The organism is Microbacterium sp. NPDC055903, assembly GCF_053615555.1.
On record NZ_JBSHCA010000001.1, the window covers coordinates 1,165,552 to 1,181,876 of the forward strand.

The 16,325-nt window shown below is 69.3% G+C and carries 15 protein-coding genes; 8 read left to right on the forward strand and 7 right to left on the reverse strand.

Features of this window, described 5'->3' with window-relative positions:
• Positions 1-8: 8 nt before the first annotated feature.
• From argG to ACWGJP_RS05350, 8 genes are all read left to right on the forward strand, one after another.
• Positions 9-1,457 carry an argininosuccinate synthase gene (gene argG / locus ACWGJP_RS05315; RefSeq protein WP_452328713.1) on the forward strand — a complete coding sequence of 483 codons (1,449 nt, stop codon included), beginning with the start codon at positions 9-11 and terminating at the stop codon, positions 1,455-1,457.
• Between the two features lie 180 nt (positions 1,458-1,637).
• The gene (locus ACWGJP_RS05320) at positions 1,638-2,252 is read left to right on the forward strand and encodes a TetR/AcrR family transcriptional regulator (RefSeq protein ID WP_452328714.1); all 615 of its coding nucleotides are present in this window, start codon (positions 1,638-1,640) and stop codon (positions 2,250-2,252) included.
• Positions 2,249-3,010 carry a hypothetical protein gene (locus tag ACWGJP_RS05325; RefSeq protein ID WP_452328715.1) on the forward strand — a complete coding sequence of 254 codons (762 nt, stop codon included), beginning with the start codon at positions 2,249-2,251 and terminating at the stop codon, positions 3,008-3,010. The genes ACWGJP_RS05320 and ACWGJP_RS05325 overlap by 4 nt, the downstream gene beginning before the upstream one ends.
• Positions 3,007-4,806 (forward strand): YhgE/Pip family protein, encoded by a 1,800-nt coding sequence (locus ACWGJP_RS05330; protein ID WP_452328716.1) that lies wholly within the window; start codon positions 3,007-3,009, stop codon positions 4,804-4,806. The genes ACWGJP_RS05325 and ACWGJP_RS05330 overlap by 4 nt, the downstream gene beginning before the upstream one ends.
• Before the next feature lie 126 nt (positions 4,807-4,932).
• Positions 4,933-7,581 carry a penicillin acylase family protein gene (locus tag ACWGJP_RS05335; protein ID WP_452328717.1) on the forward strand — a complete coding sequence of 883 codons (2,649 nt, stop codon included), beginning with the start codon at positions 4,933-4,935 and terminating at the stop codon, positions 7,579-7,581.
• Between the two features lie 56 nt (positions 7,582-7,637).
• A complete protein-coding gene (locus ACWGJP_RS05340; protein ID WP_452328718.1) occupies positions 7,638-8,399 on the forward strand; it encodes an alpha/beta fold hydrolase in 762 nt (253 codons plus the stop codon).
• Between the two features lie 40 nt (positions 8,400-8,439).
• Positions 8,440-8,703, forward strand: a complete 264-nt coding sequence (locus tag ACWGJP_RS05345; protein WP_452328719.1) for a hypothetical protein — start codon at positions 8,440-8,442, stop codon at positions 8,701-8,703.
• Positions 8,700-9,077 (forward strand): type II toxin-antitoxin system VapC family toxin, encoded by a 378-nt coding sequence (locus tag ACWGJP_RS05350; RefSeq protein ID WP_452328720.1) that lies wholly within the window; start codon positions 8,700-8,702, stop codon positions 9,075-9,077. Before ACWGJP_RS05345 ends, ACWGJP_RS05350 begins: the two co-directional genes overlap by 4 nt.
• Positions 9,078-9,088: 11 nt before the next feature.
• Here ACWGJP_RS05350 and ACWGJP_RS05355 read toward each other — a convergent pair whose 3' ends face one another.
• Genes ACWGJP_RS05355 through ACWGJP_RS05385 form a run of 7 tightly spaced genes read right to left on the reverse strand, consistent with a single transcriptional unit; the run spans position 9,089 to position 16,320 of the window.
• Positions 9,089-9,952: a DUF2510 domain-containing protein gene (locus ACWGJP_RS05355; RefSeq protein WP_452328721.1), complete on the reverse strand. Its 864-nt coding sequence runs from the start codon at positions 9,950-9,952 to the stop codon at positions 9,089-9,091.
• Positions 9,953-9,971: 19 nt separating this feature from the next.
• Positions 9,972-10,361, reverse strand: a complete 390-nt coding sequence (mnhG, locus tag ACWGJP_RS05360; RefSeq protein WP_452328722.1) for a monovalent cation/H(+) antiporter subunit G — start codon at positions 10,359-10,361, stop codon at positions 9,972-9,974.
• Positions 10,358-10,627: a monovalent cation/H+ antiporter complex subunit F gene (locus tag ACWGJP_RS05365; RefSeq protein WP_452328723.1), complete on the reverse strand. Its 270-nt coding sequence runs from the start codon at positions 10,625-10,627 to the stop codon at positions 10,358-10,360. The genes mnhG and ACWGJP_RS05365 overlap by 4 nt, the downstream gene beginning before the upstream one ends.
• Entirely contained in the window at positions 10,624-11,181 is a 558-nt protein-coding gene (locus tag ACWGJP_RS05370) for a Na+/H+ antiporter subunit E (RefSeq protein ID WP_452328724.1), read from the reverse strand. The genes ACWGJP_RS05365 and ACWGJP_RS05370 overlap by 4 nt, the downstream gene beginning before the upstream one ends.
• Positions 11,178-12,731 carry a Na+/H+ antiporter subunit D gene (locus ACWGJP_RS05375; protein WP_452329496.1) on the reverse strand — a complete coding sequence of 518 codons (1,554 nt, stop codon included), beginning with the start codon at positions 12,729-12,731 and terminating at the stop codon, positions 11,178-11,180. The genes ACWGJP_RS05370 and ACWGJP_RS05375 overlap by 4 nt, the downstream gene beginning before the upstream one ends.
• Before the next feature lie 2 nt (positions 12,732-12,733).
• A complete protein-coding gene (locus ACWGJP_RS05380) occupies positions 12,734-13,390 on the reverse strand; it encodes a Na(+)/H(+) antiporter subunit C (RefSeq protein WP_452328725.1) in 657 nt (218 codons plus the stop codon).
• Complete coding sequence (locus tag ACWGJP_RS05385; protein WP_452328726.1) at positions 13,390-16,320, reverse strand: Na+/H+ antiporter subunit A; 2,931 nt, start codon at positions 16,318-16,320, stop codon at positions 13,390-13,392. Before ACWGJP_RS05385 ends, ACWGJP_RS05380 begins: the two co-directional genes overlap by 1 nt.
• Positions 16,321-16,325: the final 5 nt, after the last annotated feature.

The window sequence follows — 16,325 nt, forward strand, 5'->3', positions numbered from 1 at the left end:
TGGGAAGCATGTCCAAGGTCCTGCAGTCCCTCCCCGTCGGCGAGCGCGTCGGCATCGCGTTCTCCGGGGGTCTCGACACCTCCGTCGCCGTCGCCTGGATGCGCGACAAGGGAGCGATCCCGTTCACCTACACCGGCGACCTCGGGCAGTACGACGAGGACGACATCGCCTCGATCCCCGGCCGCGCCCTGGAGTACGGCGCCGAGGCCTCGCGCCTCATCGACGCCAAGCGCGCCCTCGTCGAGGAGGGCTTCGTCGCCCTGTCGTGCGGCGCCTTCCACATCCGCTCCGGCGGCAAGACCTACTTCAACACCACCCCCCTCGGCCGCGCCGTCACCGGCACCATGCTCGTGCGCGCCATGAAGGAGGACGGCGTCGACATCTGGGGCGATGGCTCCACCTACAAGGGCAACGACATCGAGCGGTTCTACCGCTACGGCCTGCTCGCCAACCCGCGCCTTCGGATCTACAAGCCGTGGCTGGATGCCGACTTCGTCACCGAGCTCGGCGGGCGCAAGGAGATGAGCGACTGGCTCGTCGCCCACGACTTCCCCTACCGCGACTCGGCCGAGAAGGCCTACTCCACCGATGCGAACATCTGGGGCGCCACCCACGAGGCCAAGACTCTCGAGCACCTGAACGTCTCGCTCGAGACGGTCGACCCGATCATGGGCGTGAAGTACTGGGACCCCTCCGTCGCGATCGAGACCGAGGACATCACGGTCACCTTCGACGCCGGCCGCCCCGTCGCGATCAACGGCGTCGAATACGCCGACCCGGTGGCCCTGGTCATGGAGGCCAACACGATCGGCGGACGCCACGGCCTCGGCATGAGCGACCAGATCGAGAACCGCATCATCGAGGCGAAGTCCCGCGGCATCTACGAGGCCCCGGGCATGGCCCTGCTGTTCATCGCCTACGAGCGACTCGTCAACGGCATCCTCAACGAGGACACCCTCGCGACCTACCACGAGCAGGGCCGCCGCCTCGGCCGCCTCATGTACGAGGGTCGCTGGCTCGAGCCGCAGTCGCTGATGCTCCGCGAGTCGATCCAGCGCTGGGTGGGCCTCACGATCTCGGGCTCGGTCACGATCCGTCTCCGCCGCGGCGACGACTGGACCATCCTCGACACCGTCTCCCCCAACCTCTCCTACGGCCCCGAGAAGCTCTCGATGGAGCGTGTCGGCGACGCGGCGTTCGGCCCGGTCGACCGGATCGGCCAGCTCACCATGCGCAATCTCGACATCGCCGACTCGCGCGCCCGCCTCGAGCAGTACGCGGGCCTCGGCCTCGTCGGCGGCGCGACGGGCGAGCTCGTCGGCCGGGTGACCGCGGGTGAGGCATCCGAGATCACGGATGCCGTCGAGGGGACGACGCTCGCCGAGACGGAAGAGGCGCTGGCCGACGCGGTGGACGCCGCGTCCGAGGGCGCAGCCTTCGACGCCGGCACCGACTGACCAACAACCCGCCTCACTTCGGGGGCCGACACGCCAGATGTCGGACGGAACGGCCGATGCCGTCCGTCCGATGGCGTGTCGGCCCCCGTTCTGTGTTCAGGCACCACACGCTACAGCGGGGTATTCGCCACCCGAGCCGATAACTTGCACACGTATGTGCAAGTTACTACTCTGGACGACATGACCACCCGCTCTCCCCGCCGCGATGCCCTCGAGAACCGAGCAGGCATCCTCTCGGCGGCACGCGCGACGCTCGCGAACGATCCCTTCGCCTCCGTCGACGCCATCGCCCGCAGCGCAGGCCTCTCCCGCCGCACCCTCTACGGCCACTTCGACGACCGCGACGCCCTCATCCGCGAGCTCATCCGCACTGGGGCGCAGCGCTTCAACGAGATCGCCCTCTCCGTGATGGATGCCGATGCGCGGGTCGCCCTCGCACGGCTCGCGGCCCTCCTCTGGCAGGAGGCCGCGCACGTGCAGGCGGCGGCCGCGATCGCTCTCGACGAGGCCCACGTCGCCGATACCGCCGACGCCCTCGCCCCGCTGCGACGCTCTCTCGTCGAGCTCGCCCGACGGGGGCAGGAGGACGGCGGCTTCCGCGCTGACATGCCCGCCGGCACGCTCGCCCGCCTCATCGAAGAGGTCGCCCGCACGGTCGTCTCCCGCACCGATGCGGGCAGCGCCGGCGCGGCCGGCCTCGCCGTGCGCACGCTGCTCAGCATCGCCGGCCTCTCCTGGCGCGAAGCCGACGACCTGCTCTCCGACCATCCGGACATCGTGGAGCAGGCACGATGAGGATCGCCCTGCACGAGGTCGCCAAGGGCGACGCCCTGCCGGCGACGAGCCTGGAGTTCCACACCGGCGCCGTGCGGTACGCCATCGCCGAGACGGAGCAGCGCCCGACCGTGCTCGGCCTCATCGCGAGCGGGCGGATGCGTCCGGCATCCGGGACCGTCACGATCGACGGCGCGCGGAATGCCGGGACGCTGCGCCGCCGGGTCGCGCTCGTCGATGCGCCGGACGTCAGCGACCCGCACGCCGACATCGCCCTCGCGGGCGTGGTGGGCGAGGAGCTCATGTTCGCCGGGCGGCGTGCGACGCCCCTGCACGCGCGGCGCTGGCTGGATGCCCTCGGCTTCGGCGAGATCGCCTCCACGCCGATCGGCAGCATCGACCCCGCCGCACGCGTGCGTATCCTCTGCGAGTTGGCCGTGCTGCGCGAGGGCACGGACGGCATCGTGCTCGTCGCCCCCGACCGGCATGGCGGGAGCCCTGACGGCTGGTGGCGGATCGCGGGCGAGTTCGCCGATCGCGGCTACGCGATGCTCGTGATCGTCGGCGGATCGGCGGCGGTGGCGCTGGAGCGGATGGCCGAGCTCGGGGCGGTCAACGCCTCCGGCCCGGTCGAGCCGCTGCGCCTCGCCGACGCCGAGCTCGCTGAGCCCACTCTCACTAAGCTCGCTGAGCCTGTCGAAGCGCCCTCACTCCCGCACGCTTCGACAAGCTCAGCGAGCGGGAAGGAACGCTCAGCGAGCGGGGAGGAGGAGCGATGAAGGTCCCGGCCATGATCGCGGCGGAGTTGCGCCGTCTCACCGCGAGCCGGATGGGCATCGTCGCCCTCATCGCGCTGATGTGCGTGCCGATCCTCTACGGCGGCCTGTACCTCTGGGCGAACCAGGACCCCTACGGCAAGTTCTCCGAGGTTCCGGTGGCGCTCGTCGTGGAGGATGCCGGCACCGACGACGCGCACTACGGAGCCGACGTCGCCGACAACCTCCTCGAGGGCGGCGCCTTCGACTGGCAGGAGATGTCGGCCGCAGAGGCGAGCCAGGCGCTCGAGGACGGCACGGTCGATTTCACGGTGACGATCCCCGCGGACTTCTCCGCCGCGCTCACCTCGGCGTCCGGCGACGACCCTCACCAGGCGACGATCGCCCTCGAGACGAACGACGCCAACAACTACCTCGCCTCGTCGATGGGTACGCAGGCGGTGGAGAAGATCCGCAGCTCGGTCGCCGAGATGGTCGGCAGCGAGGCGGCAGGGCGCCTGCTCACGGCGCTCAGCGACATCCGCGACAGCCTCGTCGATGCGACCGACGGTGCGGCGCAGCTCACCGATGGCGCAGCATCCGCCCTTTCGGGAAGCGACGACCTCGCCGACGGCCTCATCCGGTTGCAGGACGGCACCCGCGACCTCGCCGACGGTGCGCACACCCTCGCAGACGGCGCAGCACAGGTCAGCGCGGGCAACGCGAAGCTCGCGAGCATCGCCGACACGGCCGGCGCCGCCGTGCAGGATGCGGTCGACGCCCTCCCCTCGATCACCGCGGACATCGAGCAGACCCTGCTCGACAAGGGGCTCACTCCGGCGGAGGTCGACGAGGTGCTCGCCAAGCTCGATCCGCTCGGCGACCTGGTGAACGAGGGCAATGCGAAGGTCCAGGATGCCGTCGGCGACGTAGACTCTCTCGCGGCAGGCGCTGCATCCGTCGCCTCCGGCGCGCAGACGCTCGCGACAGGCGCCGACACGGTCGCCTCCAGAACCTCCACGGCATCGCAGGGCGCCACCGCACTGCACGACGGCCTCGGCACGCTGCAGGAGGGGATCGTGCAGCTGCGCGACGGTCTGTCCGACGGCGTCGCGCAGATCCCGGCATCCACACCGGAGCTGCGCACGGCCCAGGCCGACACGATCGCCGACCCCGTGAAAGTGTCCAGCGACAAGGTCACCTCCGCCGAGGACTACGGCGCAGGGCTCGCCCCCTTCTTCGCCGCACTGGCCGCCTGGATCGGCATCTACGCGCTGTTCCTCATCGTGAAGCCGATCTCGCGGCGGGCGGTCACCGCCCTGCACTCACCGATCCGGATTACACTCGCCGGGTGGCTGACCCCGGCATCCCTCGGCGCTCTGCAGATGGTCGGGCTGATGGGTGTGCTCGCGATCACGCTCGGCTTCCGGTTCGACAACCCGCTCGGCACGCTCGGCGTCCTCGTGCTCGCCTCGGCCACGTTCGCAGCGATCATCCTCGCCCTGAACGTCTGGCTGGGCTCGGTCGGGCAGTTCCTCGGCCTCGTGCTCATGGTGCTGCAGCTCGTGACGGCGGGCGGCACCTTCCCGTGGCAGACGCTGCCAGGGCCGCTCGCCGCCCTCCACCATGTGCTCCCGATGGGGTACGTCGTCGACGCGATGCGCCAGCTCATGTACGGCGGGAACCTCGCAAGAGCGGGCGGCGACCTCGCCGTGCTGGGCATCTGGCTCCTCGGCGCACTCCTGCTCGCGGCGATCGGCGTCACCCGGATGACGCACCGGCGCACGCTCAGAGACCTGCAGCCGAGCCTGATCGGCTAGCCGGGCGTCTGGCGCTCCACAGGCGCCCGCGACCTCGCTTGGGACCCCGATAGGATGCCAGGACGTGCGTCCCGATGCGCGGAGGGCCGATGTGGGATCGGCCCGGCTCTACCCGAAGGAACGTCGATGACGACAGACACCGCGACCCCGGCGACCCCTGGGCGAAGAATCGGACCCCTGATCGGGCGGATCGCGTTCGGCGTGCTCGCCGGCATCCTCGTCATCGCCGTGGCAGCGGCGTTCGTCGTCGTCTGGACGATCCAGCGCTCCTTTCCGCAGACCGGCGGCGCCCTCGACCTCGACGGCCTGCAGGCCGAAGTGACCGTGCAGCGGGATGCCTCGGGCATCCCCACGATCACCGCGGACTCCTCGCACGACCTCTTCTTCGCGCAGGGCTTCGTGCACGCGCAGGACCGCTTCTTCGAGATGGATTTCCGCCGCCACGTCACCGCAGGCCGGGTCGCGGAGATGTTCGGCGAGTCGCAGCTGGAGACCGACATGTTCCTGCGCACCCTCGGCTGGCGCGATGTCGCCGAGGCCGAGGTCGAGGCGATGGACGAGACGACGCTCGGGTACTACCAGGCCTATGCAGACGGGGTGAACGCATACCTCGCCGACCGCGGCGGGGCCGAGCTCAGCCTGGAGTATGCGGTGCTCGGCATCCAGAACCCCGGCTACGAGGTCGAACCGTGGGAGCCTGCCGACTCCGTCGCCTGGCTCAAGGCCATGGCATGGGATCTGCGCACCAACATCGAGGACGAGACGGCGCGGGCGCTGCTGGCGGCGTCCGGGGATGATGCGGATGCCGCAGCGACCCAGGCCCTGCTCGAGAAGCTTTACCCGCCGTACCCGTTCGACGAGAACCCCGTGATCGTGCCGAAGATCTCGGAGGTGCCTGAGGTCTCCACGGACACGGATGCCGAGACGGCGGCCTACCCGACCGGCGACGACGAGGCCGAGGCCGCCCAGGCGGTGCACACCGTGCAGTGGCAGGAGGCGTCCAGCGTCATCGAGGCGGCGAGCATGCTCGTGGGCGACGCCGGCGAGGGCATCGGCTCGAACTCCTGGGTGGTCTCCGGAGCTCTCACCGAATCCGGCCTGCCCCTGCTCGCCAACGACCCGCATCTCGGCGCCTCCCTGCCGAGCGTCTGGCATCAGGTGCAACTGCGCTGCAGCGAGGTCACGGAGGATTGCCCGTTCGATGCGGGCGGGTTCTCGTTCTCGGGGCTCCCCGGCATCGTGATCGGGCACAACGCCCAGGTCGCATGGGGATTCACGAACCTGACGACCGACGTCACCGACCTGTACGTCGAGCGCGTGCAGGGCGACGCGTACTGGCGAGACGGTCAGCTCGTGCCGATGGAGGTGCGCGAGGAGACGATCAAGGTCGCGGGAGGAGATGACGTCGCCCTGACGGTGCGCTCGACAGTGCACGGCCCGATCATCTCCGGGCTGACGGACGACTTCACCGGCATCGCCGACGACCCCGTGGTGGGTGCGGGTGAGGCCGTGCTGCCGCTGGAGGGGGCGCCGGAGATCCCTGAGGGCGAGTACGCCGTGAGCCTGCGGTGGACGGCGCTGGCTCCCGGCACCGCCGCGACGGCGATCTTCGCCCTTTCGACCGCGCAGGACTTCGACGACTTCCGCTACGCCGCATCCCTCTTCGACGTCCCGGCGCAGAACCTCATCTACGCCGATGTCGAGGGGAACATCGGGTACCAGACACCGGGACGACTGCCGATCCGCGGAGCGGGTGACGGATGGCTGCCTCAGCCCGGTTGGGACAGCGCCTACGACTGGACGGGGTTCATCCCGTTCGAGGAGCTGCCGGTCTCCTACAACCCGGCCAGCGGCTACATCGTCACCGCGAACAATGCGATCGTCGACGACGACTACGCCTACTTCCTCTCCCGCGACTGGGACGACGGCTATCGCGCGGCGCGGATCGTGGACCTCATCGAGCAGCGGTCCGCCGCGGCGCCGCTGACGACCGATGACATGAGCGCCATCCAGATGGACAGCGAGATGTGGTTCGGCAAGCGGCTGGCCACCGTCATGGCCGATGTGCCGGTCGAGGATGCCGGGACGCGCGATGCGGTCGATCTGCTGCGCTCCTGGGATGCCCAGAACGCGGCGTCATCGGCAGGCGCCGCATACGCGAACGTGCTGTGGTCGAACCTCGTGCAGAACGTGTTCGCGAACCATGCGGAGCCGCTGCCGATCGATGGGCAGGCCCGCCTGTTCACCGTCGTCTCGGCGATGCTGGACGACCCGAGCGACCCACTGTGGACGAACGAAGAACTCGACGTCGAGGGCATGGACGAGATGCTGGCCCTCTCGGCTGAGCAGGCGTACGACGAGCTCTCCGCCCGACAGGGCGATGTCGTCGAGCGGTGGAACTGGGGCGACCTGCACGCCATCACTCTCACCAGCGACACCCTCGGCTCCTCCGGCATCGCCCCGATCGAGCTGCTCTTCAACCGTGGACCGTACCGGGTCTCCGGCGGCGCATCCGTGGTCAACGCGACCGGCTGGGAGCTCGGCGAGTCCTACGCGACGACCACGGTCCCCTCGATGCGGATGGTCGTCGACCTCGCCGATCTGGATGCCTCGACCTGGATCCACCTCACCGGCACGAGCGGCCACGCGTTCCACGCCCACTACACCGATCAGACCGAGGATTGGGCAGCCGGTCGCCAGCGTGCCTGGGCGTTCAGCGCGGATGCCGTGGATACGGCGGCCGTCGACACACTCGTGCTGCAGCCTGGCGGCTGAGCGGCGCGGGTGCTCTCCGGCACGCTCGTCACTGCCGCCTCGGATAGCGTTGCAGGATGCCGAATCGTCTGCTCGCCGCCCCTGACGAGCCCGCCTCCGTCGTCGAGTTCGAACACGCAGGAGCCACCCTGGTGGCGGAGTCCTTCGGCGTCGCGGGACCGACGTTCCTCCTGCTCCACGGCATCGGGATGGGACGCAGCGTCTACCTCGATCTCGTGCGGCGCCTGAACGGACGGGTGATCGCGGTCGATCTCCCCGGCTTCGGCGAGGCGCCGGAACCCGAGCGCACGCTCACGATGGAGCGTCATGCCGACCTCGTCGCCGCGCACCTCCGCCATGCGGGCGAGCAGAAGGTCGTCATCATCGGCCACTCGATGGGCAGCCAGATCGGTGCGGAGCTCGCGGCCAGGCATCCCTCGCTCGTCGCCGGCGTCGTGCTCGCTGGGCCGACCGTGAACAGCGCCTCGCGCAACATCCGGGCGCAGGCGACGTATCTGCTGCGCGACCTCGCCGGCGAGCGGCCGCTCGTCATCCTTCGAGGGGCAAGGGAGTACCTGCGCGGCGGCCCCCACCTCCTCCGCAAGATGCGGGCGACGATCGTGCACGAGCCGGAGAAGGCATACAGGCGCATCGACGAGCCGGTGCTCGTCCTGCGCGGCGAGAGCGATCCGCTCGCTCCGATGTCGTGGTGCCGGGAGATCGTCGACGCGATCCCCGGTGCTCGCCTGGAGGTCATCCCCGATCACGGCCACGGCACGCTGATCAGCGATGCCGAGCCGGCCGCGCGCCTCATCCAGGAGTTCGCCGACGGGCTCTGAGAGATGGTGTCCCACCAAGACACGGTGGTACACTCCGGAGATGCCCACCAACCGCCCGCGCTACCAGGTCACCGAGACCGATGACGTCGCACGCGCTCTCGACGCCGCCGAAGTGCGCTGGCCTGGAGAGCCACGGTCGCGCCTCATCGTCCGGCTCATCACGGAGAACGGCGGACGCGCAGAGGCGGAGCAGCACGCCGAAGACGAGCGCCGTGCGCGCGCCGTCGAGAGCATCGCCGGCCGCTTCCGCGGGATGTTCCCCCGAGAGCTCCGCGACGAACTGCGCGACGAATGGCCGGAATGATCGTCCTCGACGCCAGCGCGATGATCGCGATCCTGGACTCCGATGACACGCATCACCCCCTGGCACTCGAGATGTTCCGCTCGCACGGCGGACGATTCGCGGCGCATCGGTTGACGCTCGCCGAGACGCTCGTCAGCGCGGTGCGCGCGAATCAGGGTCCGACCGTTCAGACCGCACTCGCCGACCTCGGGGTCGACGTGATCGACGATCAGGACGATCCGCTCTCCCTCGCCGAACTCCGCGTGCGCACCGGCCTTCGGATGCCGGACGTGTGCGTGCTGCACAGCGCCATCCGCGCCCGCGCGCGAATGGCGACCTTCGACACCCGCCTCGCCTCTGCGGCACGAGCGCTCGGCGTGATCGTCGTCCCCTGAGACCCGACGCCTCAGCGCACCGGCGGCGGCGTCGAGGGCAGGGTGAAGGCGTAGCGGCGCGAACGCGTGAGCAGAAGCACGAACAGCGCCAGCAACCCGAAGATCACGCCGAAGGCGATGCCGATGACTCCCAGTGCGGCCCCCACGGATGCATCCCCCGCAGCCGAAAGACCGATCCCGAGGGCGCCGATGAGGATGCCGCACACGGCGACCGCCGCGACGATCCAGCCGCAGATCATCGAGATGAGGTAACTCCGCGGCCCGAAGTGCCCGGGGCGCGGACCGAACTTCATCCCGACGTACCAGCTCCAGCGCGTGCCCGTCCACCATCGTGTTGCCTGGCCGCTGACCGGATACCAGCCGGCACCGGGGCCCTCGACGTCGGTGGGCAGCGGCCGCACGACGGCATCCATCAGCGGCCCGCCCTGCGGAGCGGGAAGGCGGCTCAGCCCCTTCGACGCGATCCCGCCGACCAGCCACACCGTGCCGGCGAAGACGAAGAGCAAGGGGGTGACGTAGAAGGATGTGTTCCCCGAGATCACCGCGCTGAACAGCTGCAGAGCGGCGACGGCGTAGAACACGATGCCGAGGACGACTCCGGTCGCCGCGGGCTCGATGGCGAAGGCATCCGGCTTGGGTCTTCCGTCACGGACGCGGTACGGGGTCCAGGTCGTCCCGTCCCACCAGCGCACGTCGACCGTGCCAGGCACCGGGTACCAGCCCATCGCGATCTCTGCCGCGGCCGGCTGCTGAACGGTCGCGCCGACGGTCGGCGCAGCGACGGCATCCCGCTCATGAGCCGTCCACTGCGCACCGTCCCACCAGCGCTGTCGCCCCGGCTGTCCCGCGTCGTACCATCCTGCCGGTGCGGACATCGGCGTAGCCTCCCCCTGCTCAGCCCGCGCCAGGCGGGGTCTGCTTCGACTCTGCCAGATCGTCGACGACGAGGTCGCGTTCAGCGGCGGAGCCGTTGCGGTACGCCTGCCGCCCCACCATGTGCGCCGAGAGCGGCGCGGTCGCGAACTGCATGAGCACGACGGGGACGACGAGTACCGCCCCGACGAGGATGCCGCCGACGGAGCGCTGCGACAGGGCGACGGCGATGCAGATGAGCAGCAGACCGAGCACCTGCGGCTTGGTGGCAGCGTGCAAGCGCGATGGCACATCCCGGAAGTGCAGCAGGCCGACGGCCGCCGAGAGGCACAGCACGGCGCCGAGCAGGATCAGCACGAGCACGGCGACGTCGACGACGGCGTCGGGGATCATCAGACCGAAGACGTTCATGAGGTCGTGTTGTCCCTTCTCGCGACGTAGCGGGCGACCGAGATGGAGCCGAAGACGCCGATCGCGGCGATGATGAGGAGCACGGGGATGTTGCGGGTGTGCCCGTTGATGGCCATCTCCGCGCCGAGCACGCACATCACCTCGGTGAGGAGTACATCGGAGGCGACCGCCCTGTCGAGGATCGACGGGCCGCGCACGATCCGGATCAGGGTGAGGATCGCCGCGAGGCCGAAGACGACCATGATGATCACCAGGAGCACGTTCATCTCTCGTCCTCCCTCAAGGCGCGGTACTGGGCCGGACTGCCGAGCGCACGCACGAGGCGCCGCTCCCAGCGCAGCACGCCCTGACGCTGCCGCTCGACGTCCTTCTCGCTGTGCACACCGATGACGTGCAAGTAGAGGATGCGACGATCGCGATCGGCCTCGACGATGAGCGATCCGGGGATGAGCGAGCTCGTCACCGAGACGTGCGTCATCATCAGATCGTCCGCATAGCGCAGCGGAACGGCCATGATCGCCGCCCCCGGCTGGCGCCGGAAGTCGAACACCTGGATCGTCACGCTCAGAGCGCCGCGCAGCACGGCGAAGAGGAACTGCACGACGAAGAGCGCGAGGTACCAGAGGTTGATCCGGCCGCTGAGCTCGATCGTCGGCAGGCGGAAGACGCGGGTGACGAAGACGGCCACCACGAGCCCGGTGAGGAAGGCCAGCACTGTGAACTGGCTCCACAGCAGCATCCACAGCACGACGAGCCACGCCAGGAACGGGAGCTGGAAGAGGAAGGCACGCAGCAGGCCGCGCTTGGTCTCGGTGCTCATCCGCTCACCTCCTGCTCGAGCTGCACGAGGCTGACCGGCTCGAGCAGCGCACTGCCGATCCGGTCGCAGAGGGCGTAGAGAGGGCCGGCGAAGACCGTGAGCGCGACGGTGACGGCGACCATGCCGCCGGTGGCGATCGTCATGATCTTCGGGATGCGGCGACGCTCCTGCTGCTCATCGGCGGCTGGCGCGTTGCCGAGGTACGAGATGCGCCCCTCGGTCTCGGAGGAGTCCTCCTCCTCGCGCCAGAACGCGAGGTTCCAGGCGCGCATGAGCGCGTAGAGCGTCAGCAGCGAGGTCACGATTCCGCCGATGATGAGCACGATCATGATGGGCGTACCGACCGATGCCGCCGCCTCGAAGAGGGCGAACTTGCCGATGAAGCCGGAGAACGGAGGCAGCCCGCCGAGGTTGATCGCCGGCACGAAGTACAGCACGGCGAGGATCGGGGCGGCCTTGAGCAGGCCCTTGACCCTGAGGATGCTCGTGCTGCCCGCTCTTCGCTCGATGAGACCGACGGCGAGGAAGAGGGTGGTCTGCACGACGATGTGGTGGACGATGTAATAGACCGTCGCGCCGATCGCCGCGGGCGTCGCTATCGCCAGGCCGAAGATCATGTATCCGACGTGACTGACCAGCGTGAAGGAGAGGATCCTCTTCAGCTCCGCCTGCGCCACCGCACCGAGCACGCCGACCACCATGGTCGCCAGCGCCACGATGAGCAGGAGCGTGTCGATGCTGTTGTCTGCGAAGAGCTGCGTCTCGGTACGGATGAGCGCATAGACGCCGACCTTTGTGAGCAACCCGGCGAAGACGGCGGTGACGGGAGCGGGGGCGGTCGGGTAGGAGTCGGGCAGCCAGAACGACACCGGGAAGATGGCCGCCTTGATGCCGAAGGCGACGACGAGCAGCAGATGCAGGACGAGCTGGGTCTCCTGCGGGATCTCCGTCATCCGCTCGGCGATCTGGGCCATGTTGACCGTGCCCAGCGCCCCGTAGATCATCGCGATCGCGGCGAGGAAGAGGATCGACGACACCAGCGAGACGACGATGTACACGGCGCCGGTGCGGATGCGGGACTCCGTGCTGCCCAGGGTGATGAGGACGTAGGAGGCGACGAGGAGGATCTCGAACCCGACGTAGAGGTTGAACAGATCACCCGCGATGAAGGCGTCGAAGATGCCGGCGGCGAGGATGAGGTACGAGGGGTTGAAGATCGAGATCGGTGTCTCGTCCGTGCCGTCCGCCGCGCCCTGGCCGATCGAGAACAGCAGGACCGCGAGCAGCACGATGCTGGACACGAGCACGAGCAGGGCGGCCAGCCGGTCGACGTACAGCACGATTCCGAAGGGAACCGGCCATCCGCCGACCGAGACGGCGAGCGGGCTTCCGGCGTCGACGGCGATGAGCAGGATGGCAGCGATGACGGCCACCGCGGCCAGCGTCGCCACCGAGACGAACATCTGCAGTCGCGGGCTGCGTCCGAACACCAGGGTGATCGCGGCGCCGAGCAGGGGGAGGATGACGAGCAGGGGGACGAGTGCGCTCATCGTCATGGGCGATCCTCCTCCTCGGTCGTGCGGTGATCCTCGAATCCTTCGGCAGGTTCAGGGAGCGAGGACCTCCCCGATTCCGATGAACCCGTCGAAGCGCCGTAGCTCGCTGAGCCCGCTGACGCGCCTGAGCTCGCTGAGCCTGTCGAAGCGCCGTATGCCATGTCCATCGGCGCATCGTCGTGGATGGCGGGGTGATCGCGCATGTGCAGCACGGTGATCGGCGAGGTCTGCACACCGACGAAGTCGGTCGTCGCCTCGTCGTCCTCTTCGTCGCCCTCGTCGTCCATGACGTCCTCATCGGCATCCGTGCGCTCACGGAGGGCGATGTCCGCCTCGTCGTCCTCGACGGTGTCCGCCTGGCCGAGCTGCCACGAGCGGTAGATGAGGGCCAGCAGGAAGGCCGAGACGGCGAAGGTGATGACGATCGCGGTGAGCGTGAGCGCCTGAGGGAGCGGGTCGCTCATCGCGCCCTCCGCTCCGAAGAACGGGGCATCGCCCGGCACGCCCATGACGATCAGGAGCAGAAGGTTCGTGGCGTTTCCGAGCAGCAGGAAGCCGATCAGCACGCGGGTCAGGCTGCGCTCGAGCATCGCGTAGACGCCGCAGGCGAACAGCACGCCCATGATGATGATGAGGGTCAGGGAGACGTCCATCAGATGTCCACCCCCCTGGCGCGCATGTCCTGCGCCTGCCGGTCGACCTCTGCGCCAAGGCTGCGCAGCACGTCGAGGACGAGCCCGATCACGACGAGGTACACGCCGATGTCGAACACGGTGGAGGTCACGAACTCCATGTGCCCGATGAGCGGCACCTCCCACTCCCAGTAGGAGCTGGCCAGCGGCGACATGCCGAAGAACAGCGGTACGACGGCCGCGCCGACGGCGATGATGAGCCCGGCGCCGAGCAGGCGTCCGGCATCCGTCGGCGCCGCGGCGCCGAGCTCCCAGCGCCCGCCCGCGATGTAGCGCATGACGAGGGCCATGCCGGCGACGAGGCCGCCGGCGAACCCGCCACCTGGGCTGTTGTGCCCGGCGAAGAGCAGGTAGATCGACACGACGATGATCGTGTGGAAGAGGATGCGCACCACGACCTCGAGAAGGATCGACCGGTTCTCCGGCCTCATCTTCTGACCACCGACGAGCCAGGCGCGCGGCGCGCTGCGGTTCTCGGCCGTCTGGAAGCGCACGCCGTCATCGGTCTCGACGAGCGGGTTCATGCGGGCCTTGCGGCGGGAGGCACGCGGCACGCTCTTGGTCGCCGCGAGGAGGTCGGCGCGGTGGGTGACGAACACGAGCGAGGCGACGCCGGTCGCGGCCAGCACGAGGACCGAGAGCTCGCCCATCGTGTCCCAGCCGCGCAGGTCGACGAGTGCGACGTTCACGACGTTCTTGCCGTGCCCCAGCTCGTAGGCGAGCTCGGGGAAGAGGACCGAGATCGGATCGGCGACGCGGGACTGGGTGGCGACGATCGCGATGAGGGCCATCGTCGCGCCGACCGCGATGGCGAGGATCGCGCGCGGCAGCCGTCCGACGGAGGCGTTGTGCTCGCCCATCCGCGCGGGAAGCCGGCGGAGCACGAGGGCGAAGGTCACCATGGTGACCGTCTCGACGAGGATCTGCGTGAGCGCGAGGTCGGGGGCACCGCTCGTCGCGAAGAGCACGACCATGCCGAGGCCGGTGACCGAGACGAGCACGACGCCGGTGTAGCGCTTGCGCGCCTGGACGGCGAAGATCCCGGCGGCGGCCATGATGGGCGCCACCACGAGCTGGGTCGGCGTGTGCCAGCCCGAGAGGTTCAGCTGCTGCACGTCGCTCGCGAGCAGTGCCGTGATCTCGGCGACGACCACGACGACGAAGATCGTGCCGACATAGACAGGCAGCGAACCGCGCTGGGTGAGGGTCGTCGTCAGGACCGAGAGGCGGTCGACTCCGCGGATCACGAAGTAATAGGCATCCGATGCCGTGAACGGCAGCAGTCGCGGCTTGCGGTCCCACCCGGAGCGCACGGTGAGCAGGAACAGGCTCAGCCCGACCAGCAGCGTCGCGATGGAGATGATCAGCGCCGGCTCGATGCCGTGCCAGAGGGCGAGATGACCTGGCCCCTCCGACTCGCGTCCCGCCTCGGCGGTGATGGCGTATCCGTGCAGGGCGACGTCCACCGCCGGAGCCCCGATGCCCGCCGCGAGCGTGGCGCCCGCGAGCAGGATGGGGGCGGAGAGGAAGCCGACCGGCGGGTCGGGCCACGGCGTCCGCGGCATCCGTTCCCGGCGCCCGTCGCGCTTCGTCCAGAATGCACCCCACAGGAAGCGCGCACCGTAGGCGGCGGTGAGCGTCGCGCCGACGGCGACGCCGATGATCGCGACCCAGCCCCACACCGACCCGTTCAGGGCGTCGTCGAGGAGGGCGGTCAGCGCGGATTCCTTGGCGACGAACCCGATCGTCGGTGCGACGCCTGCCATGGATGCCACGGCGATGAATGCCGTGGTCGCCATCACCGGGGCCTGACGTCCGACGCCGGAGAGCTCGGTGATGTCACGGGTCGACAGCTGGCGGTCGATGATGCCGACGATGAGGAAGAGCGCCGACTTGAACAGGGCGTGCGCGATGACGAGGGCGAGGCCGGCGAGCGCGGACGCCTGCGTTCCGTAGCCGACGACGACGGTGAAGAAGCCGAGCTGGCTGACGGTTCCGAAGGCGAGGATGCGCTTGAGGTCGGTCTCGCGGAGAGCCTGGATGCCCCCCAGCAGCATGGTGAAGACGCCGAGGGTGACGACGATCGGCCGCCACGGCTCGCTGAACGCGAAAATCGGCGCGAAGCGCGCGATGAGGTAGATGCCGGCCTTGACCATGGCGGCGGCGTGCAGGTAGGCGCTGACCGGGGTGGGTGCCGCCATGGCCCCGGGGAGCCAGAAGTGGAAGGGGAAGATGGCCGACTTGCTGAGCGCGCCGACGAGAAGCATCACGATGGCCGCGTTCACGAACGGGCCGGTCGGCGGCGAGGCGAGCAGCGCGGTGATGCTGCTGGTGCCGGCATCCACGACGAGCAGGACGACACCCACGAACATGACGAGACCGCCGAGCGTGGTGACCAGCAGCGCCTGCAGGGCGGCACGACGGCTGGCGGCGCGGCGGCGGTAATGCCCGATGAGCAGGTACGACAGGATGCTCGTGACCTCCCAGAACATCACGAGCATCACAAGGTCGTCGGTGAGGACGAGACCGTACATCGCACCGGCGAAGCCGAGCAGGACGCCGGCGAACTGCCCGAGACCGGTCGCGTCGTCATGGAAGTACCAGCGGCAGTACAGCAGCACGAGGGAGCCGACGCCGGTGACGATGAGCGTGAGGACCCAGCCGAGCACATCCATGTGCATCGAGAGGTTCAGGCCGAGCTGAGGGATCCAGGCGATCGACTCGAACGGGCTCGAGCCGGAATCGAGGACCTGCGGGGTGAGAATGAGCGCGTGGACGAAGGCCGCAGCAGGAATGAGGGCCGCGATCGCGAAGGCCTGGGCGCCCAGCCACCGCACGAGTGCGGGAAGGAGGAGAGAGGCGATGAGGAAGACGAGGAGGAGTGTCAGCATAGGCG